Source organism: Micrococcus sp. 140720015-1 (assembly GCF_053627595.1).
Genome location: NZ_JBSEYC010000001.1, coordinates 451,195 through 474,196, shown reverse-complemented (window position 1 = coordinate 474,196; position 23,002 = coordinate 451,195). Strand labels below are relative to the sequence as shown.

Below are 23,002 nucleotides of genomic sequence, written 5' to 3'. Positions count from 1 at the left end.
AGCTCAGGTGAGATGCGCGAGCGCCGCACGGAACGCGGCCTCCGCCGTCTCGCCGTACGGCACGAACAACACCTCGTCCACGGTGCCGCCCACCTCGTCCGCCATCGCGTGGCAGGTCTCGACGGCGATCCGCGCGGCGTCCTCCATGGGCCAGCCGTAGATCCCCGCGGAGATCGCTGGGAACGCGACCGTCCGGGCGCCAAGCCCGGCCGCCACCTTCAGGGACTCGCGGTAGCACGAGGCCAGCGTGTCGGACTTGTCGATCGTCTTGGCCCACACCGGGCCCACCGTGTGGATGACCCAGCGCGCCGGCAGGCGCCCCGCCGTCGTCGCCACGGCCTGCCCGGCGGGCAGCCCCTCCGGCAGGTCGGTCTCGCGCAGGCGGCGGCATTCGGCCAGGATCTCGGGGCCGCCGCGCCGGTGGATGGCGCCGTCCACGCCTCCGCCGCCGAGCAGGGTGGAGTTGGCGGCGTTGACGACGGCGTCCGCGTGCGTGGCCGTGATGTCCCCGGGGGCGATGGTGAGCTGCATGGGTTCACGCTAGGCGCGGGTGGGCGCCGTCGGACAGGGCCGGTAGCCTCGGCCCCATGAGCACCCCGACGCCCACCGGACCGACCCCCACGCCTCCCGGCGGCGAGCTGCTGCCGCTGATCAGCCTCGCGGTGGAGCACGTGTTCGACACGCTCGGCCGGCAGTCCGTGTTCGCCCCCACGATCCTCGCCGTCACCGCCGACGGCCAGCGCGGCATGTGGGAGCACCCGGACCTCGAGCCCGAGCAGGCGGCCGCCACGGTCGCGAAGATCAGCCCGCGCCCCACGCGGGCGGTGGCCGTGTTCGACGGCGAGATCGAGACGGCGGACGGACCCCGCCCGGCCGTCGCGGTGGAGGCCTTCGACGCCGCCGCCCTGGCCTCGACCCGCATGGTCTTCCCCTATCTGCCCGGCGTCGCCGCGGCGGGCATCGCCGCCCGCGTCGACGGCGACCCGCAGGTCGTGGCCAACGGCCCCAACCCGCTCTTCGGCTGAGCCGCCCACCACGACGACGGCGCGCCGCCGCCTAACGTGTCCCTGCGGCCTGCGAGGGTGGGGGCATGGAGATCCTCAGCCTGCTGCTCGCCCTCATCCTCGGACTCGTGTTGGGCGCCCTGGTGGGCGCGTGGCTCATGTGGCGCCGGGCGGCCGGCGGCGGTGAGGAGGCCCGCCGGGCCCAGGCCGAGCTGGCCGCGCTGCGCACCGAGCACCAGGGGGTGCGAGAGGAGCTCGCGGCCGCCCGGGCGGAGCAGCGGGCGCTCACGGCCGCTCGCGCCGAGGACGCCGAACGCCAGCGCGCGGAGTCCCAGGTGATGTCCACGCTCGCGCCGCTGGGCCAGCGGCTGGCGGCGCTCCAGGAGCAGGTGAGCGTGCTGGAACGGGATCGGGCGTCCCAGTTCGGCCGGCTCGGGGAGCAGCTCCGCGCCGCCGCGGCCACCGACCGTGACCTGCTGAACCAGACCACGTCGCTCATGGCCACGCTCAAGTCCACCTCCGCGCGGGGCCACTGGGGCGAGGCGCAGCTGCGGCGGGTCGTCGAGGCGGCGGGCATGCTCCACCACGTCGACTTCACCGAGCAGGCCACGCTGTCCGGCAAGGACGGCGAGCGCCTCCGCCCGGACCTCGTGGTGTCCCTGCCCGGCGGCAAGGCCATGGCCGTGGACGCCAAGGCCCCCATCGGGGACGCGCTGGCCGCCGAGGCCCTCGCGGACGAGCCCGGCGAGGAGGCGTACGAGCGGCGCCAGGCGCTGGCCGCCCAGCACGCCGCGGCCGTGCGCCGCCACGTGGATCAGCTCTCCGCGAAGTCCTACTGGGCCGGCCTCGAGCACTCCCCCGAGCTGGTCCTGTGCTTCCTGCCCGCCGAGTCGCTCCTGGCCGCGGCGCTGGACGCGGACCCCGGGCTGCTGGACCACGCGTTCTCCCGAAACGTCGCCCTCGTCGCCCCCGTCTCCCTCCTGACCGCCCTGAAGTCCGTGGCCTACGCGTGGCGGCAGGACACCCTGGCCGAGAACGCCCACACCGTGGTGGCCAGCGCGAAGGACCTCTACGAGCGTCTCGGCACGCTCGGCACCCACCTGGACCGCATGGGCGGCTCCCTCAAGACCGCCGTGGACCGCTACAACCAGCTCGTCGGCAACGTCGAGTCGCGCGTGCTCCCCGCCGCCCGGCGCCTCCGCGACGCCGACCCGGGCCTGGCCCCCACGCCGGACATCCGCACGCTCGAGTCCGCGCCCCGACCCCTGGCCGCCCCGGAACTGGTCGCGGGTGTGGAGGAGGACGAGCTGCGCCGTCGTCGGCAGGAGTCGGCGCGGGAGGCGTGAGCGGGGCCGGGTCGGTGGGCCGGGCGGATGGGCCGTCGCGGCCCGGAGGTCGTCTTTCCGTGTCCCAGGCCACTTGCTACCGTGAAACTCCCAGAGAATTGCCAGGCCGCGCCAAGGGCCTGACCTGAGGAGGAGGCCCCGTGGAGTCCCGATCGATCCCCCCGCCGAGCAACGTCAACGAGCACGTCTCCCGCTTCGACCCCCGGGCGGCCGCCCAGGAGTTCGAACACGAGCTCTCCCCGGGCATGCGTGACGAGCCGCTGACCGGCGGCGAGAACGTCAAGCGCATCATCGGCCTCGTGGCCGGCCCCCTGCTGGCCGTCGCCCTGTTCCTGCTGATGCCGGGCGACCTCGGCGTCTGGCCCCGCCTCGTCGCCGCCACCGCCGTGCTCATGGCCGTGTGGTGGATGACCGAGGCCCTGCCCATCCCCGCCACCGCCCTGCTGCCGCTCGTCGTCTTCCCGCTCGGCGTGCCCGCCGAGGAGTCCGACGGCGGCATCACCTTCGACGCCGTCGGCGCGAGCTACGGCAACAACGTCATCTTCCTGTTCATGGGCGGCTTCATGCTCGCCCTGGCCATGCAGCGCTGGAACCTGCACCGGCGCATCGCGCTCGGCGTCCTGAAGTTCATGGGCGCCAGGACCGTGAACCTCGTCCTGGGCTTCATGATCGCCACCGGGTTCATCTCCATGTGGGTGTCCAACACCGCCACCGCCGTGATGATGCTCCCCATCGGCGTGTCCATCCTCGTGCTCGTCCAGCGCTACGGCACGGACGGCGCCCTGACCGCGGACGAGGCAGCGGACCGGGCCGACCGCCCCGCCGCGCCCGCATCCGCGCCCGGCGAGGCCCCCACGCAGGCCGAGATCCGCTCCCTCACGAAGACGAACTTCGGCACCGCGCTCATGCTCGGCATCGCCTACGCCGCGTCCATCGGCTCGCTCGGCACCATCATCGGCACCCCGCCCAACACCCTGCTCGCGGGCCACATGGCCGCCGAGCACGGCGTGGAGATCGGCTTCGGCCAGTGGATGCTGGTCGGCGTGCCGATCGCCGTCGTGCTGCTCTTCGCGTGCTGGTTCCTGCTCACCCGCGTGCTGTTCCGCCCCGAGATCGACGAGGTCCCCGGCGGCCGCGACCTGATCGCCACCGAGCTGGCCCGCCTCGGCCGCATGAGCGCCCCCGAGGCCAAGGTCCTCGCCGTCTTCGTCCTCGCCGCACTGGCCTGGATCACCGTGCCGCTGATCTCCGAGTACGTCCTGGACCTGACGTCCCCGCTGCTCTCGGACGCGGCCATCGCCATGGTCGTCGGGCTCGTCCTGTTCCTCCTGCCGGCCGGCGGCGGGGCCGGGCGCGGCGTGCGCCTGCTCGACTGGGAGGCCGCGAAGGAGCTGCCGTGGGGCGTGCTCCTGCTGTTCGGCGGCGGCCTGGCCCTGTCCGGTCAGTTCTCGAAGTCGGGCCTGTCCACGTGGCTCGGTGAGCAGGTCAAGGGCCTCGGCGACATCCCCGTGTGGGTGCTCGTGGTGATCGCCGCCGTCGGCATCCTGCTGCTGACCGAGATGACCTCGAACACGGCCACCGCGGCCACGTTCCTGCCCGTCGCCTCCGGCGTGGCCCTGGGCACCGGCGTCGCCCCGCTCATGCTGGCCGCGCCCGTCGCCCTCGCCGCAACCTGCGCGTTCATGCTGCCCGTGGCCACCCCGCCGAACGCCATCGCGTACGGCTCCGGCTACGTGACCATCGGCCAGATGGTGAAGGGCGGGGTGTGGCTGAACATCATCGCCGCCGTGCTGATCTCCATCGCGTCGATGACCCTGCTCGTCTGGGTCTTCGGACTCTGAGTCCCTGACCACCCGCCGGCCCGGAACGCCGAGGCCCGGGCACACTGAGGCCCGCAGACTCGCCGCTACGCCGGCGTCGTGACGGCGAGTCTGCGGGCCTCAGCGAGGAGACGGGGCGCGGTCAGGCCTCGGCGTCGCGGCGGCGTCCGCCGAGCGAGCGGGACTCGTCACCCACCCGCTTGAGCTCGGCGCGCAGCTCCTTGGGCAGGGAGAAGATGATGTCCTCCTCGGCGGTCACCACCTCGTCCACCTGCCCGTAGCCGTACTCGGCCAGCAGCGCGAGCACCTCCTGGACCAGCACCTCGGGCACGGACGCGCCCGAGGACAGGCCCACGGTGGCCACGCCCTCGAACCAGGACTCGTCCACCTGGTTGGCGAAGTCCACGCGCTCGGCGCGGGAGGCCCCGTACTCCGCGGCGACCTCCTTGAGGCGCACCGAGTTCGAGGAGTTCGCCGAGCCCACGATGATCACCAGGTCGCACTCCGGCGAGATCGACTTGATGGCCGCCTGCCGGTTGGAGGTGGCGTAGCAGATGTCGTCCGAGGGCGGGTCCTGCAGGTTCGGGAACCGCTCGCGCAGCACGGAGACGATCTCGAGGGTCTCGTCCACGGAGAGCGTGGTCTGGGAGAGCCAGATCAGGTTGTCCGGGTCCTCCACCTGGACGGTGCGGGCCTCGGCAACGTCGTTGATCACCGTGGTGTGCTCGGGCGCCTCGCCGAATGTGCCCTCGACCTCCTCGTGACCGTCGTGGCCGATCAACAGGATCCGCTTGTCCTGCTTCGCGAAGCGCACGGCCTCGCGGTGCACCTTGGTCACGAGCGGGCACGTGGCGTCGATGGTGCGCAGGTTGCGCTGGGCGGCCTCCTCGACGACGGCCGGGGACACGCCGTGCGCGGAGAACACGGTCAGGGCGCCCTCGGGCACCTCGTCCAGCTCGTCGACGAACACCACGCCGCGCTCGGTCAGGGTGTCCACGACGTGCCGGTTGTGGACGATCTCCTTGCGCACGTACACGGGGGCGCCGTGGTGCTCGAGGGCCTTCTCGACGGCGACCACGGCGCGGTCCACACCGGCGCAGTAGCCACGGGGGGCGGCCAGCAGCACGCGCTTCTCACCGGACACGGGCGCGGCCGCCTCCACCTCCTCACGGGAACGACGAACGCGCGGGACCTGCGGCATCCCGAGGCCGACGGCGGACGGACGGGCGGAGACGGAGGGAGCGGACATGCCCTCCATGCTATCGGCCGGGACGCAGACCGGCCCCGGGCTTCGCCGCGGGCTCAGCGCGACGTGACGTCGGCCGCGGTGTGAGAGCGGCCCACCGTGGAGGAACCGCCCGCCCGGGCGGCACGGACCCGGCCACGCCGAGCGACCCACAGCTCCGCCAGGGCCAGCAGCAGGCCCGCGGCCAGCACGATCCAGCCCAGGGTGGTCAGGGTCTGGGGGTAGGGGGCGACGGCGGCCGCGAACGCCGGGCCCGCGGCGTCCTCCATCTGCTGGACGAACGCGGCCACCCCCGGGGAGGCCCCCTCGGGCGCCGTGAGGTGGACCGCGTCCGGACCCAGACGGGCGCCGCCGATCAGCCCGCCGGTCAGGGCGACCGCACCCGCCACGGCCACGGCGAGGCCCCGCCGCCGTCGGGGGGCGAGCAGCAGGGCGCCCACGAGCGCCAGCACGGAGGCCGCGGCGGCCCAGCGCCAGTGCGTGGAGGCGTCCACCCAGCGGTGCACGGTGGCCCGGTCCGTGCCGGCCAGGGCGTCGATGCGCGCGTCCATGCGCAGCGCGGTGCTGTCCCGCAGGTTCGCGGCGCGGTCGTACAGGGGCGCCAGCAGGGTATCCGCGGCCCAGTCGCCGACGTCCGCGCCCACGATCCTCTCCAGCAGCGCCTGCGCGGGCAGGTCGAACCGGTCCTCGCGCAGGTCACGTTCGATGTCGCCCAGGGCGGCGGTGATCCCGGACTGCGCGACGGGACCGAACGGGATGGTCACGTCCGCGCCCGAGCCGGGCTCGTCCGCGCCCTCCGGGTCCTCGAGCTGGGCGAGCCAGGCGCGCCGGGCCTCGTCGGCGGTGTCGGACCAGCCCTGCACCACCTGCGGGTCGTCCGCCACGCGCTGGGCCAGCGGGCGCAGCAGGTCCTCGGCCGTCTGGGCCAGCGGGCCCGGCACCTGCTCGGGGATGGCGTCGTGCACGACGTCGTCGATCACCCCCGGCACGGCGGCGCGGACCTCGGGGTCCACCGCGACCTGCTCCGTCACCCCGCGCAGCAGCTCCGGGCGGTGCGTCGCCTCGTCGACGAGGGCGCCGGCCGTCGCGAGCACCGCCAGCAGGCCCGCCAGGGCCGCGACGAGGAAGCTGAGGGTGGTGCGCATGAGGTCCTTTCCGTTCCGTTCCGACCCCGTCGAGCGTACTGATCCTGGCCGGAGGTTCCCCGGTCTGAGCGCCCCGACCGGGCCGGCGGCGGGTCCGGGGACGCCGGGGCGCCGTCTTGCGCGTCCGGCGAGGGCGGTACGGTGGGCCCGTGCCCGGGCGGACCGGGCGCGGACAGGAGGGACCCGGATGGACCAGCCCGTGACCGAGGGCGCCTCGGCGGCGCCGGACGTGCCCGTCTCGGCACCCGCCCGCGCGGGCGAGACCTCCGCCGAGCGGCCGTGGCCCCTGCGCCGGCTCTCCGAGAACCTTAAGGCCCACATCGAGCGTGCCCCCGCCACGTGGATCGAGGGCCAGCTCATCGAGTTCAAGAACAACCGCGGCAACGTCTACATGACCATGCGGGACCTCGAGGAGGAGGTCTCCCTGCCGCTCACCGCGTGGCGGAACGTCGCCATGACCCTGGACGGGACCGTCCAGCAGGGCTCCCGCGTGGTGGCGCGCGTGAAGCCGAACTTCTGGCTCAAGGCCGGGCGCCTGTCCATGAACGTGCAGGAGATGCGCCCGGTCGGCCTCGGCGATCTGCTGGCCCGCGTGGAGCTGCTGCGCCGGGCCCTCGCCGAGGAGGGGCTGACCTCCCCCGCACGCAAACGGCCGCTGCCCCTGCTCCCCCACCGAATCGGGCTCATCACCGGCCGCGACTCGGACGCGAAGAAGGACGTGCTGCGCAACACCCTGCTGCGCTGGCCCGCCGCCGAGTTCGAGATCCGTGAGGTCGCCGTGCAGGGCGCCGAGGCCCCGCGGCAGGTGGCCGCCGCGCTCGCCGATCTCGACGCCGACCCGGCCGTGGACGTCATCGTCATCGCCCGCGGCGGCGGCGCGCTCGAGGAGGTCGTGCTCCCCTTCTCGGACGAGTCGCTGGTGCGCGCCGTGGCGGCGGCGCGCACGCCCGTCGTCTCGGCGATCGGCCACGAGGCGGACCGCCCGGTCCTCGACGACGTCGCCGACCTGCGCGCCTCCACGCCCACGGACGCGGCCAAGCGGATCGTCCCGGACGCGGCCCAGGAGGCCGCGGGACTCGCCGACGCGCGCCTGCGGCTGGCCGCGGCCGTCGAGCGCCGCGTGCGCGCCGAGGCCGAGGGGCTCGCGGCCCTGCGCTCCCGGCCCGTGCTGGCGCGCCCGCACGTGATGGTGGACACCCGGCAGGAGGAGACGGACCGGTGGCGCGAGCGCGGCCGGTCCGCCCTGGGCCACCGGCTCGTCCGCGAGGAGGACGCCCTCACGCAGCTGCGCGCCCGCGTGCGCGCCCTGTCCCCGCAGCGCACCCTGGACCGCGGCTACGCCGTGGTCCAGCACGCCGGACAGGTCGTGCGCGACGCGGACCAGGTCGCCCCGGACGACCGGCTCGACATCCTCGTGGCGGCCGGACGGATCTCCGCGGACGTCGTCGCGACGCATCGGACCACCCCGACCCCATCCCACGAGAGGACACGACAGGCATGAGTGAACAGGGCATGGAGCAGACGCAGGACGCGGGCCGCCCCAGCGGCGTGGAGGGCTTCACCTCCGCGGACGTCTCGGACGTGGCCCGGATGAGCTACGAGCAGGCGCGCGCCGAGCTGGTGGAGACCGTGGGGAGGCTGGAGGCCGGTGGCGCCGGCCTCGAGGAGTCCCTGGCCCTGTGGGAGCGCGGGGAGGCGCTGGCCGACCGCTGCCAGACCTGGCTCGACGGCGCCCGCGCCCGCCTCGACCAGGTGCGCGGCGAGGCTGCCCCCGACGCAGACTGACCCCGCCCCCCGCTTTCGTTCGGGAAACGGCGGCCTCCGGGGCGCTTTCGTTCGGGAAACGGCGGGGGCGGGGGCCGTCGGCCCCCGCCCCCACGCGGCTCGCTCCCGACGTCGGTCAGGCGGTCTGGTCCTCGTGCTTGCCCTCGCCCAGCTCCTCCACGAGCTTGGCGTTGAAGGCGTCGAGGTCGTCCGGGGTGCGCGAGGTGGTCAGCCCGTTGTCCACGACGACCTCCTCGTCCACCCACTGGGCGCCCGCGTTCTTCAGGTCAGACTCCAGGGACGCGTAGCTGGTCAGACGGCGACCGTCCACGACGCCGGCCTCAATCAGGGTCCACGGGGCGTGGCAGATGGCCGCCACCGGCTTGTGCTGGTCGAAGAAGGCACGCACGAACGCCTGGGCGTCCGTGTCGATGCGCAGGGCGTCCGCGTTCAGGGTGCCGCCCGGCATCACGAGGCCGTGGAAGTCCTCGGCCTTGGCGTCCTTCACCGTGGTGTTCACCTCGAAGGACTCGCCGTGCTCCCAGTCGGACTTCATCGCGGTGATGGTGCCGGACTTCGGGGAGACGAGCACGGGGGTCGCACCCGCGGCGATCACGGCCTCCCACGGGGAGGTCAGCTCGACCTGCTCGACACCGTCGGTCGCGAGGAACGCGACGGTCTTGCCGGTCAGCGGGGCGTTCTGGACAGCGTTCTCAGTCATGAGTCCACCTTTCGGATCGGGTCCGGCACGCCTCTGCGGCGCCCGGTGTTCCCCCATCCACTCACTGCGGCCCCGGGCCTGGCAAGGTCCGACCACCACTGCCCCGCCCACCGCGACGACGGCGGCGCTCAGCCCGCCAGCAGGCGACGGCGGGCCGCCGCGACGTCGAAGTCCGCCTCCGGCCAGTCCAGCCCCATCCCCTGCAGGGTCTCGATGATCAGCTGCTGCACCGCCAGCCGCGCGAACCACTTGCGGTCCGCCGGCACGATGAACCACGGCGCGTCCTCGGTGTCCGTCCGCTCGATCGCGATCCGGTACGCGTCCGTGTACTGGTCCCAGTACGCGCGGTCGTCGAGGTCTCCCTCGCTGAACTTCCAGTGCTTCGTGGGGTCGTCCAGGCGGGCCAGCAGGCGCTCGGCCTGCTCCTCCGGCGAGATCCGCAGCATCACCTTGACGATCCGCGTCCCCGCGGCGCGCACGGCCGCCTCGAACTCGCGGATCGCCCCGTAGCGCTCCTCCACCTCGGCCAGCGGGGAGAGCCCGCGCACGCGGTGCACGAGCACGTCCTCGTAGTGCGAGCGGTCGAACACGGAGACCAGGCCGGGCCGCGGCAGATGCGGTCGGATGCGCCACAGGAAGTCGTGGGCGCGCTCCTCCGGGGTCGGCGCCTTGAACGCGTGCAGGTGGACGCCCTGCGGGTCCATCGCCCCGATCACGTGGCGCATGATCCCGCCCTTGCCGGCGGTGTCCATGCCCTGCAGGATCACCAGCAGGGACGGCACCTCCCCCACGGGCGCGTCGCGCACCGACTGGGCGAACAGCAGCTCCTGCAGGTCGGCGAGCGCCCGGCCGCGCGCGGCCAGGTCCTTCTTGCCCTTCGCCTTGTCCCCGCCGTAGCCGGGCGTCGCGGCGGCGTCGACGTCGGCCGGGCCCCGGACCTCGTCCCCGCGGCGGGCGGCGAACAGCTTCCGCGCGGGGGCGTCGAAGACGCCGTCGTCCTCGGTGGCGCGGGCGGGCCGGCCCGCCTCGGCGGCCGGGGTGTCAGCCATGGCGCTCCCTCCAGTCCTCGAGGAAGTCCTCGAGGCGGTCCAGGGCCACGCTCAGGTCCTTCACACTGGGCAGCGTGACGAGCCGGAAATGGTCGCTGTGCGGGTAGTTGAACGCCCCGCCGTGCGAGACGAGGATCTTCTTCGCCCGCAGCAGCTCGATGACGAACGCCTCGTCGTCGTCGATCGCGTAGACCTCCGGGTCCAGCCGCGGGAACAGGTAGAGGGCGCCGTGGGCCGGCTGCACGGACACGCCGGGGATGGCGTTCAGGCGGTCCTGGGCGAGGTTGCGCTGCTCGAGCAGCCGACCGCCGGGCAGGACGAGGTCGTTGATGGACTGGTAGCCGCCCAGTGCCACCTGGATGGCGTGCTGCGCGGGCACGTTGGCGCACATCCGCATGTTGGACAGCAGGGTCAGGCCCTCGAGGAAGTCGGCGGCCCGGTGCTTCGGCCCGGACACGGCCACCCAGCCGGAGCGGTAGCCCGCCACCCGGTACGCCTTGGATAGGCCGGAGAACGTCAGGGTGAGCACGTCGTCGGACAGGCCGGCGGCGTTGATGTGGCGGGCGCCGTCGTAGGTGATCTTCTCGTAGATCTCGTCCGCCATGAGGACGAGGTTGTGGCGGCGGGCCACGTCCACGATGCCCTGCAGCACGGCGCGGGAGTAGACCGCGCCGGTGGGGTTGTTCGGGTTGATCAGGACGATGCCCTTGGTGCGCTCCGTGATGAGGGACTCGATGTGCTCGAGGTCGGGCTCCCAGCCCTCCTCCTCGACGCAGCGGTAGTGCACCGCCCGGCCCCCGGCCAGGGTGGTGGCGCCGGTCCACAGCGGGTAGTCGGGCGAGGGGACGAGGATCTCGTCGCCGTCGTCGACCAGGGCCTGCAGGACCATCGTGATCATCTCGGACACGCCGTTGCCGATGAACACGTCGTCCACGCCGATGTCCCGGATGCCCCGGGACTCGTAGTACTGCGAGACGGCGGTGCGCGCCGAGTAGATGCCCTTGGAGTCCGAGTAGCCCTGCGCGTGCGGCAGGTGCTGGTGCATCGCCGCCAGGACGGCGTCCGGCGCCTCGAAGCCGAACGGGGCCGGGTTGCCGATGTTCAGCCTCATGATCCGGTGGCCCGCGGCCTCCATCCGCTGCGCCTCCTCCAGGATGGGGCCGCGCACGTCGTAGCGGACGTTCAGCAGCTTGGCGGACTGGCGGATCTGGCGGGGATGCGGGGTCGGCATGCCCCCATCATGGCACCCCCCGGGCGGTGTGCATCACAGTCGCGCTCGTGCGACGCGGGCCGGCGCCCCTCCCTCGCGCGGGCTCAGAACCAGGAGCCGCGGGGCACGAACCAGTCCTCGGGCGCGTCCTCCAGGCCATGGTCCACCAGCCAGTACTGCGCGGCCTCGGCGGGCGGGAGCGGGTCGTCGCCCGTGGTGAGCCGTTCGAGCTCCCGCAGGCCGTCGCCGTCGAGGGCGGACATCACCTCGGCGATGCGCCGTTCGGCGTCGTCGTCCAGCATCGCGGCGGAGCCGACGGCGGTCAGTCGCCCCTCGGGGAGCACGCGGCCGTCGTCCTCGAGCGGGACGAGCGTGCTCGCGTCGATCTCCGGATCCGTGCTGGTCAGCAGCGCGACCTGGGCCTCGTCCGCGACGACGGCGGCGGCCGGGTCCTCGGTGTCGGCCAGCCAGGTCTCGGGACGACAGCCGGCGAGCCGGTCCAGGCGGACGCGCAGGGCCGCGGCCGCGGCCGCGTCCGCCGCGGAGGTCAGGGCCGGGGGTGCGACGGCGGCGAGTGACTCGCACCGGCCGTTGAGGTCCGTGATCGACTCGAGCTCGAGCCGGGCCGCGGTCGTCTGGGTGACGACCGCGGTCAGGCGCAGCACGCCCGCCGACGAGGACAGCGCCGCCGGGGCCTCGTCCTGCGGTGTCCCCGCCGCGGCCGTCTCCTCGGCGAGCAGCGTCTCGAGGACGCGCCCGGCCGCCGGGGCGTCCGCCGCGGGGTCGCCGACGGGCAGCGCGGTGGGGCTCGGGGCGGCGGTGGAGGCGGTGGCCGAGGGGGTGGGCACGGTGCCCGTGGACGTGCCGGCCTCCGTCCCGGTCGGCGTCGGCGTGGGCGGGGACGGCAGCGCCGCTGTGGGGTCGGCGGCGGCGGCCAGGGCCAGGGTGTCCACGACGGCGACCGTGTCCCCGCCGGCGGCGGACCACGCGGGCTGTTCCACGGCGACGCCGTCCTCGTCCGCCACGGCGTGGCCGTGCAGGCGCAGGTGACGGGCCAGGACCGCCGCGACGGCGGCCTCCAGGCCCTCGCCGCCGTGCACGACCGTGATCGGCGCGCCTGACGCCGAGGGCGTCGGCGGGGCGTCCGCCTGCGTCGCGCACGCCCCCAGGGCCAGCGACAGCACGAGGGCGGAGGCGGCGAGGGCCGCGGGGCGGCTCACGCGGCCACCCCGGCACGGGCGAGCGCCTCGGTGACCCAGGAGGCGGTGCGCAGCCCGCTGAGCTCCGCGAGGTCGAACCAGCGCGCGTCCGTCGAGGATCCCCCGACCTCAGGGCGCAGGACGCCGCCCGTGATGCGGGCGGTGTAGAGGACCTGCACGGTGAGCAGCGGCAGCGGCTCGCCCCGCAGGCGCTTCTCCACCGGGATCGTCCCGGTCGTGACGCCCAGCAGGCCCGTGAGCTCGGCGGTGTGGCCGGTCTCCTCCCAGACCTCGCGCAGGCACGCCTCCTCCGGGCTCTCGCCGAGCTCGATGCCGCCGCCGGGCAGCGTCCACTGCAGGAACTCGGGCCCCTGCCACGAGCTGAGCAGGACGCGGCCGCCGTCCACGATCAGGGCGTAGGCGCCGGCGCGCGTCTGGAACGGGCCGGCGGGGTGCGCTCCGGCGGCGTCCGGGGCGGCGGGGGTGGTGCTCATGGCTGCGGGCTCCTGGCGGCGGTGGGACGGCCCGCGGCGGGCGACGCCGGGGCCCGGCCAGTCTACGAGCACCGCCCACCGCGAACAGCGGCACGGCCCACCGACCCGCGCCCTAGGCTGGAGGACCACCCGTCCCGCCCCCGGAAGGAGCAGCGCCCGTGGACACCCCGCAGGACCCGCCCCGCCGGGACGACCCCTCCGGCGGCTCCGTGGAGCCGGCCGTCGACGCCGCCCTGGACCGGGTGCGCGCCCTGCTCCGGCAGGCCCGCGGCACTGCGGCGCCCGACGCCCCGACCGCCCTGGACGCCCGCGGCTGGTGGGAGCTCTCCCTCGAGGCCGCGCTGCGCGACGAGCCCCGGGAGTCCGCCCGCCTCGCCGACTCCGGCCTCGCCGCGCTCGTGCCCGGTCAGGACGACGTCCGCCTCGCCCTGCTGCGGGCGCTCGCCGTCGCCGCAGGCCAGGTCGGGGACGAGGCCGCCCTGACCCGCTGGGTGGAGGCCCGGGCGGCGCTGCTGCGCCACCTCGGCCGGCCCCGGCAGGCGGGGCTCGAGTCCCAGCTCGGTGCCGCCCTCGTGCGCGATCCGGACACGGTCGAGGCGGCGGTGCTGGCCGGCGTCGTGGAGGACGAGCCGGGCGCTCCCGGCGAGGACCCCGGGGACACCGTCCTGCCCGAGGCCGCCCTGGCGCTGGCCGTGCATCGCGTGCACACCGGGGACCTGGACGCCGCACTCGAGCTGGCCCGCCGCGTCATCGCCGTCCTGGGCGGGCTGCGCGCGGCCGGTGCCCTGCTGCCCACCGGCTCGTGGTCCAGCGCGCATCTGCTGCTCGCCCGCCTGCACCTGTGGCGGGGCGAGCACGCTGAGGCGGACGCGGCGGCCGCCGTCGTCACCGCGCTGCCCGCCGCCCGGGCCGTCCTCGCCTCCGCCACCACGGTGCGGGCGATCGCCGCCCACGAGCTGGACCGTCCGACGGCCGCCCTCGACCTGGCGCTCGAGGCGGCGGAGCGGATGGCCTCGGTCGGGCTGCGGCGCGGCGCCGCCTCCGCGGCGGCCCTGGCCGGGCGCGTGGCCGGCGACCTCGACGGGCACGAGGAGGTCGCCGTGGCCGCGTGGGAGCTGGCCTCCGTGCACGCGGAGAAGGCCGAGGCGCCGGAGGCCTCGAGCCTGAGCTACTGGTGGGCGCACCAGCTCGTGCTCGCCGGCCGCGCCGACGAGGCCGAGCCCCTGCTCGCCCGGCTGGTGCGCCGCGAGGCCACCCACGGCCGGGACGTCGAGCAGGCCCGCGCCCTCGTGGACCTCGGCCACGCCCACCACGACCAGGACCGCGCCGAGAACGCGCTGCCCCTGTGGCGGGAGGCGGCCGGCCTGTTCGAGGCCCACGGCCAGTGGGAGGACGCCGCGCGCACGCTCCTGGCCGCCGGCGCCCTTGTGAACCGCGAGCGCGACGAACGCACCCGGCCCTCCGCCCTCGACCTGTTCGAGCGGGCGGTCGCGGCCGCGCGTCAGGCGGTGGACGAGGACCCGGCGGTGCTGCCGGCCGCGCTGCATGCGCACGGGTACCTGCTGTGCGAGTCCGGCCAGGAGGAGGGCCTCGACCTCCTCGAGGAGGCGCTCGCCCTCGTGCGGGACGCCGGCGCCGACTGGCAGGTGGCCGACTACACGGACACCCGCGCCCGGGCCCTGTGGTCGCTCGAGCGGGGGCCGGAGGCGATCGCCGCCGCGCTGCAGGCCGCCGACCTGTTCACCGCCGCCGGGGACCGCGAGGGCGCCGCGCAGGCCGAGCTCTTCGCCGCCTACGTGGTGGCCGAGGACGGCAGCCCCGAGCAGGCCGCGACGCTCTTCCGCCTGGTGTGCGACTCCACCGACTCCACGCTCGTGCGCCTCGGGGCGCTCACGGGCCTGCACCAGTGCCTGTCCGCCCTCGGGGACCACGACGGCGCCGCGCGCGTCCGGGACGAGCTCGACGCGCTCCGCGAGGGGCTCGGCGCGAACTGACCGCCGCTCGAGGGGGTGGCCCGGCCCTGCGGCCCGGCCCGACGGCGGCGGCAGCCGTCGCGGGTCAGAGGCCGACGCGGGCCAGGGCGGCGTCGGCGGCGGCACGGCGGGCGGACCGTACGGCGCGGGGCGCGGTCGGCTGGGCCGCGAGGGCGGCGAGGACGATCGCGACGCGGGCGGCCAGCGCCACCTCGTCGACCTGGGTGCGGGCGTGGCGCCGGAACCGTGCGGCCACGGCGCGCAGCGCGGCGCCGCCGGCGCCGAGGTCCACGGCGCCCGCCTCGAGGTGGGCGATCAGGACGGCCCAGTCGTCCACGCGGTGTCCCATGCCCAGGTCGTCGGCGTCCAGCACGCCGGTGATCCGCTCCCCCGCCGCGTCCACGTGCAGGTTCCCCGGGTGCAGGTCGCCGTGCACGGGCACGCGCGGGCCGGGATCCCCGGCCGCGAGCGCCCCGCGGAGCCGGTCCGCCCGGGCGGCGGTCTCGTCCTGGGCCTCGGGGTCCAGCACGGCGGCGGCCCACGTGGCGTGCTCGAGCAGGACGGCGGGTCCGCCGTCGCCCGCGTCGGCGCCCCCGGCCGCCCCGGCCGTGGGGCCCGCCGGGCCGGGGGGCTCTTCGGGCACCGGCGGCAGCCGGTCCAGCAGCGCGGCGACCCCCGCGGGGTCGAGCGCGGCGGCCTCGGGCCCGGCCAACAGCGCCCGCCAGGGCAGGCCCGGCACGCTCGCGAGCGGGAGCACCCCGCGCTCCGGCGCCGCGAGGACGGCGGGCACCGGCACCCCGGCCGCCCCCGCCGCGGCCATGCACCGGGCGACCCGTGCGGCGCGCGCGGGCGGGAGCACCTTCAGGAACGTGCGGGCCACGACGCCGTCGTCGCCGGTCGCCTCGACGGCCAGGACCGCGCGGTCCCGCGGCCGGTAGCCGCGCCACGTGAGGCAGGCCCGGCCCGGCGCCGTGCCGAGCAGGGCCGCGAGCGCGTCCGGGTCGGCGGTCAGCGTGAGGCCCGGCAGGACGGGGTCGGCGGGGGCCCACCACCACAGGGTGCCGTCCTCCAGGATCCCGCGCTCGCCCGGGACGGGCGGGCACGCCGCGGCAGGGGCGGCGGGGTGCCGGGGGTCGCGGGCGAGGACGAGGGTGCGGGAGCGCACGCGGGCGTCGCCCGCGCGTCCGGTCATCACGTCCAGGTCCAGGACGCGCGCGAGCCGACGTCCCCGCTGCAGGTGGAGGGCGTCGGCACGGGTGCGCAGCCAGCGCTCGCCCGACGCGCGGACGGCCTGGCGCGCGGCGGCTCGGTCGATGCTCACGGGCGCGGCCGCCCGGCGGGGCTCAGCAGGCCCGGCGCCGCGCCAGGACGTTGTCCAGGTCCAGGGCGGCGATGTCCTGCTCGGCGGCGGCGCTGATCTGATCGTCCGCCGTGCGCGCGGCGTCCTGGAGCCGGGTGTCCGCGCCGGTGGGGGCGGGGGTCTCGAGCGGCACCGGCAGGGGGCGGGCCATCTCCGGGGCGTCCAGGTAGGTGGGGCGCGGCACCGCGGGGATGGTCACGGCGCGGTCCGCTGCGGGGGCGACGGCGGAGGCGGTCACCACCACGGGCTCGACCCGGGGCACGGCGGGCGCGGCCGGACGCGGCGCCTCGGTCTCGAAGGCCAGCACGGTCTCCAGCACACGGCGGTCCCGCTCGGGGTCCGCGGGCGGGGCCTGCCGCTCCTCGGCCGCCGGGGCGGCGGGGCGCTCCGGAACGACGACGGCGGCGGGCCGGGCGCGACGGGAGCGGTCGCGGACCGCGAGGGCCCGCAGGCCGGCCAGCCCGGCCACGGCGAACAGGAGGGACCAGCCGGCCAGGGACAGCGTGCCCGCGCCGAACGCCGCGGCGACCCCGGCCACGAGGAACACGAGCAGGGCCACGAGGGCGGCGAGGAACAGCGCCGTGCGCCCCCACCGGATGCGCAGGCCGGTCCGGCCGCGGGCGGCGCGCGCCGCGTCGGCGGCGGCACTCAGGCGGCCCGAGAACCGGGCGGTCAGGGCACGGACGGCGGGCGAGCTCTGCAGGCGGTGCATGAAGGACCTCGGCATTGACGGGCGGGCGGGGGCGGACGCGAGACGATGGCGGCGCAGCACGAGCCGCCAGGCCAGGAAGGCCACGAGGGCCACGATGACCAGCGACGCGCTCACCCGGGCGTCGGCCAGCGCGTCGAGCGCGGCCTGCACGGCCCTCGTCGGCGCGGTGGTCTCGTCCATGCGGTCAGCCTAGCGCCGCGGGCGGACCGGCCCGGCCATCGGGGCGTGTCCGCACTCGGCGTGTCCCGCCGGGCCGCTCAGGGGCGCGGCCGGGTGGCCAGCCACCGGGCCAGCAGGCCGTCGGGGACCTCCTCGGCGGTCACCGCGAACGTCCGGTGGTCCCGCCAGGCGCCGTCCACGTGCAGATACGCGCGCCGCAGGCCCTCGTCGCGCAGGCCGAGCTTCGCCACGACCCGCAGGCTGGCCGCGTTCTCCGGGCGGATGTTGACCTCGACCCGGTGCAGACCGGCGCTGCGGAACGCCCAGTCCGTCGCCATGGCCACGGCCGTCGGCGTCAGCCCCCGGCCGGCCTCGCGACGGTCGATCCAGTAGCCGATCGAGCCGGAGAGCACCGAGCCGTACTGGACCCCGCCCAGGGACAGCAGCCCCACCAGACGGTCCCGGTCCGGGCGGTCGTCGTCGAGGACCATGCCCCACGTGTAGGCGCTGCCGTCCCGGCCCTGGCGGCCGTGCCAGCGGACCATCTGCCCGAACGACGCCGGGCCCGCGCCCGGCACGGGGCTCGTGGCGTCCCACGGCGTCAGCCACTCCCGGTTGTGCGCCCGCTGCTCCTCCCACGCCTCCCGGTCCCGCCGCCGCAGCGGCCGCAGGGCGAGGGTGCCGTGCCGCAGGGTCACGGGCCAGGGGGAACGCTGCCAGGACATGGCGTCGATCCTATGCGCGGCCGGGCGCGGCACCGGTGCGGCGGGCATCATGGGGACATGCGCACTCCCCCTCCCGTGCCCGAGCCCGCCGCCACGGGCCCCGTCGCCGGCGTCGACGACGTCGTGGACGCCAAGGCCGCCCTGCGTGCCCGCCTGCGCGCCGCCCGCCGCGACCGCTCCCCCGCGCGCCGAGCCGCCGAGTCCGCGGCCGCCGTCGGGCACCTGTGGGCGTGGCTGGGTCCGCGCGTGGCCGCGGCGACCGCGGACGGGACCGCCCCGGTGGTGGCCACCGTGCTGCCGATGGCCACCGAGCCGGACACCGGTGTGCTGCGCACCCGCCTGCTGGCCGCGGGGGCGCGGGTGCTCGTCCCCGTGATCGAGCCGGAACGACGCCTGAGCTGGGCTCCGTGGCACCCGGACGTCGCGACGACGCGCGCGGCGAACGCCCCCGTGGACGAGCCCGTGGGCGAACGGCTCGGGACCGACGCGCTGGCGGCGGCGACCGCGGTGGTCATGCCGGCGCTCGCGGTGGCCGAGGACGGGATGCGCCTGGGCCAGGGTGGGGGCTACTACGACCGCGTCCTCGCCGAGCTGCCGCAGGCCGTGCCCACCGTGGCCCTCGTGTTCCAGGACGAGCTGCTGCCGGCGGGCGCCATCCCCGCCGAGCCCACGGACCGGCCCGTGGACGGCGTCGTCACCGCGGCCGGGCTGCGCTGGGTCTGAGCCCGCCCCACGGCGCGGAGTAGCATCGGGGGTCGGATCCCCCCAGAACCGCGCGCCCCGGCGCGCCCCGAGCGAGCTGGAGCTGAGCATGCCCACCTACGCCTACCGCTGCAAGGACTGCGGCCACGCCTTCGACGTCGTCCAGGCCTTCACCGACGACGCCCTCACCGAGTGCCCCGCGTGCGGCGGCGTCCTGCGCAAGCAGTACGGCTCGGTCGGCGTGAGCTTCAAGGGCTCGGGGTTCTACCGGACCGACTCGCGCTCCGGCACCGGCCCGGCCGGCGGATCGACCTCGGACTCGGCCGCCGGGTCGTCGACGTCGTCCTCGTCCTCCGCCGCCGCGGACTGACCCGGCCGGATCGGGCCGGCTCAGCCCCAGTGGGGCGGGCGCTGCTCGCGCAGCCAGCGGTCGCGCTCGGCCTCGGCCGGGCCGGACTCGACCCCGGCCCCATGTCCGGTCGGTGTGGTCGCCGGCGACGTCCCGGCCAGCCGGGGCATCCCGGGCAGGCGCGGCTCGCGACCGTCGGCGGCGGCCGGGCCGGTGCCCGGGGCGTCCGCCCGGCGCGGGCCGCGGCGGCGCGGCGCGCCGTCAGCGGACATCGTCGTCGGTCTCGTCCGTCTCGTCCGCCGGCTCCACGCCCAGCCGATCGGCCAGCTCGCGGGCCACGGACTCCGGGTCCGCGAACACGTCGATCGCCCACAGGGTCCGGGGCTCCCAGCCGCGGGCTTCGAGCCCCTCGGGCAGGGTCCGCGAGCGCTGCCGCACCGTGAGGGCGCGGTACACCTCGCCGCCGTCGCCGGCCAGGGCCAGCGGGCGGGGCGCCTCGTCCGCGCGCGGATCGAGCACGGCCAGGTCCATGACGCCGCCGCAGCGGGGCAGGACGCGGGCGCCGTGCTCCTCGAGGCGGTCGCGCAGATCGGCCAGCAGCGGATCGCCCACCATGCCCACCGGGTCCGCGGCGTCGTCGCCCAGGTAGGCCTCGAGCAGCCGCAGGAACCAGAGGGCGCCGCCGTCGAGCCGGTCCTCGTCCAGGTCCGCGGCGCGCAGCGCGGAGACGAGGTGCAGGCGCCGGCGGGCGCGGGTGAGCGCGACCGTGACCATACGCTCGCCGTCCGGGTCGGAGAAGGCGCCGAAGTGGTGCACCACGCGGCCGTGCGGGGTGCGGCCGTAGCCGGGGGTGAGGATCACGGCGTCGCGCACCACGGAGGCGGCGCGCACGACCGGCACGATCACGAACGGCTCGGCGTCGGCGGCGTCCTCGCCGCGGCCCCGGGCGAGGAACTCGTGGGCCCACGGCGCCTGCGCGGCCGTGGCCTGCACGGCGGCGGCCACCCGGCGGGCGTGCTGCTCGGACACCGTGACCACGGCCAGGGACTGCTCGGGCCGGTCGCGGATGTGCTCGAACACGCGCTCCACGGTGCGGGCGACCTCGGCGTTCGTGGACTCGACCACGTCGCCGCCGGTCATCGGGATGCCGGTGCCCTCGGGCAGGTACTCGGCCGTGACGGCACGATCCCGGCCGGTGGCCTCGCCCGCGGTGGGCAGCGCGTCCAGGGCGCCGTCATAGGCGAGCGCGGAGAGCAGGCGCACGAGGCGCCGCTCGAGGGGGCGGTGCACGGTGCGCAGCGGCAGGGTGGGCAGCACCTCGTCCAGCGCGTCGTGGGCCGAGCGCAGCGGGCGCAGGGGCCCGGCGGTCGCCGTCGGGTCCACGGACACCTGGAACGACTGCGGCCGCCCGATCACCGGGTCGCCGAGGGCCACCACCTGGGGGGCACGGGTGAGCGCGCCCATCGCGGTGGCCAGGGCGGTCGCGTCGGCCTCCAGCAGCACGACGACGTCGGCGCGCCACTCCGGGGGGAACTCGGACAGGGCCATGGGCGAGGTGGTGACCACCGGCACGAGCGGCTGCAGGAGCTCGGGGGTGATCGTGGCCAGGGACTCGACCGTGGGGCTGCCCTGCTTGAGCAGGGTGCGCAGCACGGCCGCGTCCGCGCGATAGGTGCGCAGCGCCTCCCGCCAGCGCGCGGCCAGCGCGGCGGAGAGCCGGGCGCCGCCGCGCTCGAGATGGGCGCGGTCCAGGTCGCGGAACCCGCGCTCGACCTCGGCCAGGTCCGTGCCGCTCATCATGGCCAGGAAGTCGTCCCCGGAGATCATCGCCTCGAGCGCGGACTGCCACCACGCCAGCTCGAGCTCGGCGGTCAGGGCCTCGGTGGGCACCTCGCGCTCGCGCAGGTCCTCGAGCAGCTCCGCCAGGCCGTGGTCGCGCAGGCTGTCCAGCACGAGGGTGCGTTCGGGCAGCGTGGCCAGGGTGTCGCGGTCCGCCACCAGCCCGTCGACGGCGGCCACGAGATCGTCCACGTCGCGCTCGTCCAGCGGCCCCTCGGCCACGGCCTCCGGGGCGAGGACGCCCTCGAGCCGGCGCAGGTGCTCGCGCACCTGGCCGACATGGCCCATCACGTGCTCGCCCTGGTCCGGCACCTGCGGGGGCGTGCCCGGCTCGGCGGCGTGGCGGTTCCAGTCCTCCAGGACGGCGGCGGCGTCCACGAGGGCGCCGTGCAGGTCCGTGGGCTGCACGCCCGGGCGGACCGCGTCCTTCGCCGCGCGGCGCAGGCGGGACCGGGCCACCGAGGACATCTCGACCAGGTGGAGGCGCCGCCACGCGCTGGTGGCGGTCGCCGCGACCAGCTGCGGCACGTCGAGGGAGAACACCTCGGGGGTGAACTCGGTGAGGGTGCGGGCCACGCGGCGGTAGAGGTCCGCCTGCTCCGCCCAGCCGGCCACCGTGCGCTCGGGGCGCAGGCCGGCCTGGGCGGCGGCGGTGTCCACGGCGCGCCGGGTGGTGTGCAGGGCGGCCGCCAGCTCGTCGGCCAGCTCCGAGGCGGCCTCGGTCTCCTGCACGTTGCGCACGCGGGCGCCGAACCAGCGGCTCTCGGTGGCGGCGGCGGAGAACGCGCCGAGCTCCCCGGCGCGCACGAGCTGCTCGCCCACGGCCTGCCGATTCACGGTGGAGTCCAGCACGGAGCGCTTGAGGCGCACGGTGGTGGCCGGCGGCGTCTCGAGCCCGGTCAGGGCGGCCAGGGCCTGCATCGCCTGGAACGGCGAGCAACCCCAGCGGGGGCGGACGTGGTGCAGCGAGCCGACGTGCTCCTGCAGCCGGCGCCGCCGTTCGGTCAGTGCGGCCTCGTCCCGGGCGGTGTCGGGGTCCACGGCCCGCTCGGAGCGCAGGACGGCCTGCACGAGCTGGCGGCGGAGCAGCTCGGGGTCCGCGTTGGCGGGCACATCCAGCGCGATCGAGCGCAGGTCCGCCTCCTCGAGGCGGTCGAGCACATCGGCCAGGGCGGCGGAGCGCTCGGCCACGACCAGCACGCGCCGGCCCTCCCAGGCCAGGCGTGCGGCCAGGGCGGCGGCGGTCTGGGTCTGACCCGTGCCGGGGGCGGCCGCCACCACGAGGGACTCCCCCGCCGCGGCGTGCTCGAGCACACGCGCCTGGGCGGCGTCGACGTCCAGGACGAGGTGCTCGCCGGCCGGGGCGACGTCGTCCTCCGCGGGCGCGCCCGTGGGCTGCAGTGCCGCCGGGCGCGGCACCATGCCGGTGCCGGCGTCGTACAGGGCCTGCACGACGGGCAGATCCTCGAGGGAGGCGGGCAGCGAGGCGGTCTCCCCGAGGTCCGCGAACGTGGAGACGAGCAGGCAGTCCTCGATGTGCAGGTCCGCGATCGCGGCGGTCTCCTCGCGCAGGCGGGCGAACGCGGGGGCGGGCTCGAGGCGCGCCGTGGCGTAGGCGGCCTGCTGGTACGCCTCGGGGTCCAGGGCGATGCCGTGGTGCCGGCGCAGATTCCGCACGAGCGCCGGGTTCAGGCGGGCCGGCTCGGTGATCTGGACCTCCAGCTCGTCCCGGCCCCGGGCGCCGCGGCGCACCGTCAGGGCCACGCGGGCCAGCAGCACGGGGGCGGAGCGGCGCTCCCGCCGGCCGTCCTCCTCAGCCGTCCACGTGGCCACGCCCACGGCGAGCGCCCCGACGTCGATGCCGCGTTCCTCCGCCAGCTCGCGGACCTTGGCGCGCAGGCCGAGGGAGACCTCGTGCGCCGCGTCCAGCTCCGGGCCGGCCGGCAGCAGGGTGGACAGGCGGGTGCGCCGCCCCAGCAGCAGCTGCGAGACGCCGGAGGAGTTCGCCTCCGTGAGGTCGATGCTGTTGGCCGCCGAGGGCGCGAACCGCAGCATCGTGTCGTTCTCGGCGCCCGAGCCCAGGGAGGACACCCAGGCGGCCGGGTCGGGGCGGGTCTGCCCCTCGTCGGGGCGTGCGGCGGCGCGGGCGCGGGCCAGGCGCGGGAACTCCTGCTCGGTCACGTGC

The 23,002-nt window shown here is 76.3% G+C and carries 21 protein-coding genes; 8 read left to right on the top strand and 13 right to left on the bottom strand.

Going from position 1 to position 23,002, the window contains the following annotated elements:
- Positions 1-3: 3 nt before the first annotated feature.
- Positions 4-531 carry an O-acetyl-ADP-ribose deacetylase gene (locus tag ACUXPL_RS02255; protein WP_129043941.1) on the bottom strand — a complete coding sequence of 176 codons (528 nt, stop codon included), beginning with the start codon at positions 529-531 and terminating at the stop codon, positions 4-6.
- Between the two features lie 56 nt (positions 532-587).
- Between ACUXPL_RS02255 and ACUXPL_RS02250 the strand changes: the two genes are divergently transcribed.
- From ACUXPL_RS02250 to ACUXPL_RS02240, 3 genes are all read left to right on the top strand, one after another.
- The gene (locus ACUXPL_RS02250) at positions 588-1,025 is read left to right on the top strand and encodes a hypothetical protein (RefSeq protein ID WP_063190131.1); all 438 of its coding nucleotides are present in this window, start codon (positions 588-590) and stop codon (positions 1,023-1,025) included.
- Between the two features lie 65 nt (positions 1,026-1,090).
- Positions 1,091-2,350, top strand: a complete 1,260-nt coding sequence (rmuC, locus tag ACUXPL_RS02245; RefSeq protein WP_454181616.1) for a DNA recombination protein RmuC — start codon at positions 1,091-1,093, stop codon at positions 2,348-2,350.
- A gap of 140 nt (positions 2,351-2,490) precedes the next feature.
- The gene (locus ACUXPL_RS02240) at positions 2,491-4,191 is read left to right on the top strand and encodes an SLC13 family permease (protein ID WP_454181614.1); all 1,701 of its coding nucleotides are present in this window, start codon (positions 2,491-2,493) and stop codon (positions 4,189-4,191) included.
- A gap of 121 nt (positions 4,192-4,312) precedes the next feature.
- Here ACUXPL_RS02240 and ACUXPL_RS02235 read toward each other — a convergent pair whose 3' ends face one another.
- Together ACUXPL_RS02235 and ACUXPL_RS02230 are read right to left on the bottom strand one after the other, a co-directional pair.
- Entirely contained in the window at positions 4,313-5,419 is a 1,107-nt protein-coding gene (locus ACUXPL_RS02235) for a 4-hydroxy-3-methylbut-2-enyl diphosphate reductase (protein WP_002857848.1), read from the bottom strand.
- 53 nt (positions 5,420-5,472) lie between these two features.
- Entirely contained in the window at positions 5,473-6,561 is a 1,089-nt protein-coding gene (locus tag ACUXPL_RS02230) for a hypothetical protein (protein ID WP_454181612.1), read from the bottom strand.
- 187 nt (positions 6,562-6,748) lie between these two features.
- On the opposite strand from ACUXPL_RS02230, the gene xseA reads away from it, so the two are divergent.
- Positions 6,749-8,062 (top strand): exodeoxyribonuclease VII large subunit, encoded by a 1,314-nt coding sequence (gene xseA / locus ACUXPL_RS02225; protein WP_454181610.1) that lies wholly within the window; start codon positions 6,749-6,751, stop codon positions 8,060-8,062.
- Entirely contained in the window at positions 8,059-8,346 is a 288-nt protein-coding gene (locus ACUXPL_RS02220) for an exodeoxyribonuclease VII small subunit (protein WP_454181608.1), read from the top strand. Before xseA ends, ACUXPL_RS02220 begins: the two co-directional genes overlap by 4 nt.
- A 115-nt stretch (positions 8,347-8,461) precedes the next feature.
- On the opposite strand, the gene ACUXPL_RS02215 is transcribed toward ACUXPL_RS02220, so the two are convergent.
- The 5 genes from ACUXPL_RS02215 to ACUXPL_RS02195 all read right to left on the bottom strand — a co-directional run bounded on the left by ACUXPL_RS02215 (position 8,462) and on the right by ACUXPL_RS02195 (position 12,998).
- On the bottom strand, positions 8,462-9,046 hold the full coding sequence (locus ACUXPL_RS02215; RefSeq protein WP_454181606.1) for a type 1 glutamine amidotransferase domain-containing protein: 585 nt from the start codon (positions 9,044-9,046) through the stop codon (positions 8,462-8,464).
- A gap of 128 nt (positions 9,047-9,174) precedes the next feature.
- Positions 9,175-10,095 (bottom strand): PPK2 family polyphosphate kinase, encoded by a 921-nt coding sequence (locus ACUXPL_RS02210; protein WP_454181603.1) that lies wholly within the window; start codon positions 10,093-10,095, stop codon positions 9,175-9,177.
- Positions 10,088-11,326, bottom strand: a complete 1,239-nt coding sequence (locus tag ACUXPL_RS02205) for a pyridoxal phosphate-dependent aminotransferase (RefSeq protein WP_061867079.1) — start codon at positions 11,324-11,326, stop codon at positions 10,088-10,090. Before ACUXPL_RS02205 ends, ACUXPL_RS02210 begins: the two co-directional genes overlap by 8 nt.
- An 83-nt stretch (positions 11,327-11,409) precedes the next feature.
- Positions 11,410-12,525 (bottom strand): glycine betaine ABC transporter substrate-binding protein, encoded by a 1,116-nt coding sequence (locus ACUXPL_RS02200; protein ID WP_454181601.1) that lies wholly within the window; start codon positions 12,523-12,525, stop codon positions 11,410-11,412.
- The gene (locus tag ACUXPL_RS02195) at positions 12,522-12,998 is read right to left on the bottom strand and encodes an NUDIX hydrolase (protein WP_036381048.1); all 477 of its coding nucleotides are present in this window, start codon (positions 12,996-12,998) and stop codon (positions 12,522-12,524) included. The genes ACUXPL_RS02200 and ACUXPL_RS02195 overlap by 4 nt, the downstream gene beginning before the upstream one ends.
- A 158-nt stretch (positions 12,999-13,156) precedes the next feature.
- Here ACUXPL_RS02195 and ACUXPL_RS02190 point away from each other — a divergent pair, with 158 nt between their 5' ends.
- On the top strand, positions 13,157-14,992 hold the full coding sequence (locus tag ACUXPL_RS02190) for a hypothetical protein (RefSeq protein ID WP_454181599.1): 1,836 nt from the start codon (positions 13,157-13,159) through the stop codon (positions 14,990-14,992).
- A 64-nt stretch (positions 14,993-15,056) separates the two neighbouring features.
- On the opposite strand, the gene ACUXPL_RS02185 is transcribed toward ACUXPL_RS02190, so the two are convergent.
- The 3 genes from ACUXPL_RS02185 to ACUXPL_RS02175 all read right to left on the bottom strand — a co-directional run bounded on the left by ACUXPL_RS02185 (position 15,057) and on the right by ACUXPL_RS02175 (position 17,927).
- Entirely contained in the window at positions 15,057-16,292 is a 1,236-nt protein-coding gene (locus tag ACUXPL_RS02185; protein WP_454181597.1) for a phosphotransferase, read from the bottom strand.
- 22 nt (positions 16,293-16,314) lie between these two features.
- The gene (locus ACUXPL_RS02180; protein ID WP_454181595.1) at positions 16,315-17,223 is read right to left on the bottom strand and encodes a hypothetical protein; all 909 of its coding nucleotides are present in this window, start codon (positions 17,221-17,223) and stop codon (positions 16,315-16,317) included.
- A gap of 77 nt (positions 17,224-17,300) precedes the next feature.
- On the bottom strand, positions 17,301-17,927 hold the full coding sequence (locus ACUXPL_RS02175; protein WP_135019763.1) for a GNAT family N-acetyltransferase: 627 nt from the start codon (positions 17,925-17,927) through the stop codon (positions 17,301-17,303).
- A 57-nt stretch (positions 17,928-17,984) separates the two neighbouring features.
- On the opposite strand from ACUXPL_RS02175, the gene ACUXPL_RS02170 reads away from it, so the two are divergent.
- Both ACUXPL_RS02170 and ACUXPL_RS02165 read left to right on the top strand, forming a co-directional pair.
- On the top strand, positions 17,985-18,650 hold the full coding sequence (locus ACUXPL_RS02170) for a 5-formyltetrahydrofolate cyclo-ligase (protein ID WP_454181593.1): 666 nt from the start codon (positions 17,985-17,987) through the stop codon (positions 18,648-18,650).
- An 88-nt stretch (positions 18,651-18,738) separates the two neighbouring features.
- Positions 18,739-18,999 (top strand): FmdB family zinc ribbon protein, encoded by a 261-nt coding sequence (locus tag ACUXPL_RS02165; RefSeq protein WP_454181591.1) that lies wholly within the window; start codon positions 18,739-18,741, stop codon positions 18,997-18,999.
- Between the two features lie 20 nt (positions 19,000-19,019).
- Here the strand turns inward: ACUXPL_RS02165 and ACUXPL_RS02160 are convergent, their stop codons facing one another.
- Together ACUXPL_RS02160 and ACUXPL_RS02155 are read right to left on the bottom strand one after the other, a co-directional pair.
- Positions 19,020-19,250 (bottom strand): hypothetical protein, encoded by a 231-nt coding sequence (locus ACUXPL_RS02160; protein ID WP_336638968.1) that lies wholly within the window; start codon positions 19,248-19,250, stop codon positions 19,020-19,022.
- A complete protein-coding gene (locus ACUXPL_RS02155; protein ID WP_454181589.1) occupies positions 19,240-22,998 on the bottom strand; it encodes a DUF4011 domain-containing protein in 3,759 nt (1,252 codons plus the stop codon). Before ACUXPL_RS02155 ends, ACUXPL_RS02160 begins: the two co-directional genes overlap by 11 nt.
- Between the last annotated feature and the right edge of the window lie 4 nt (positions 22,999-23,002).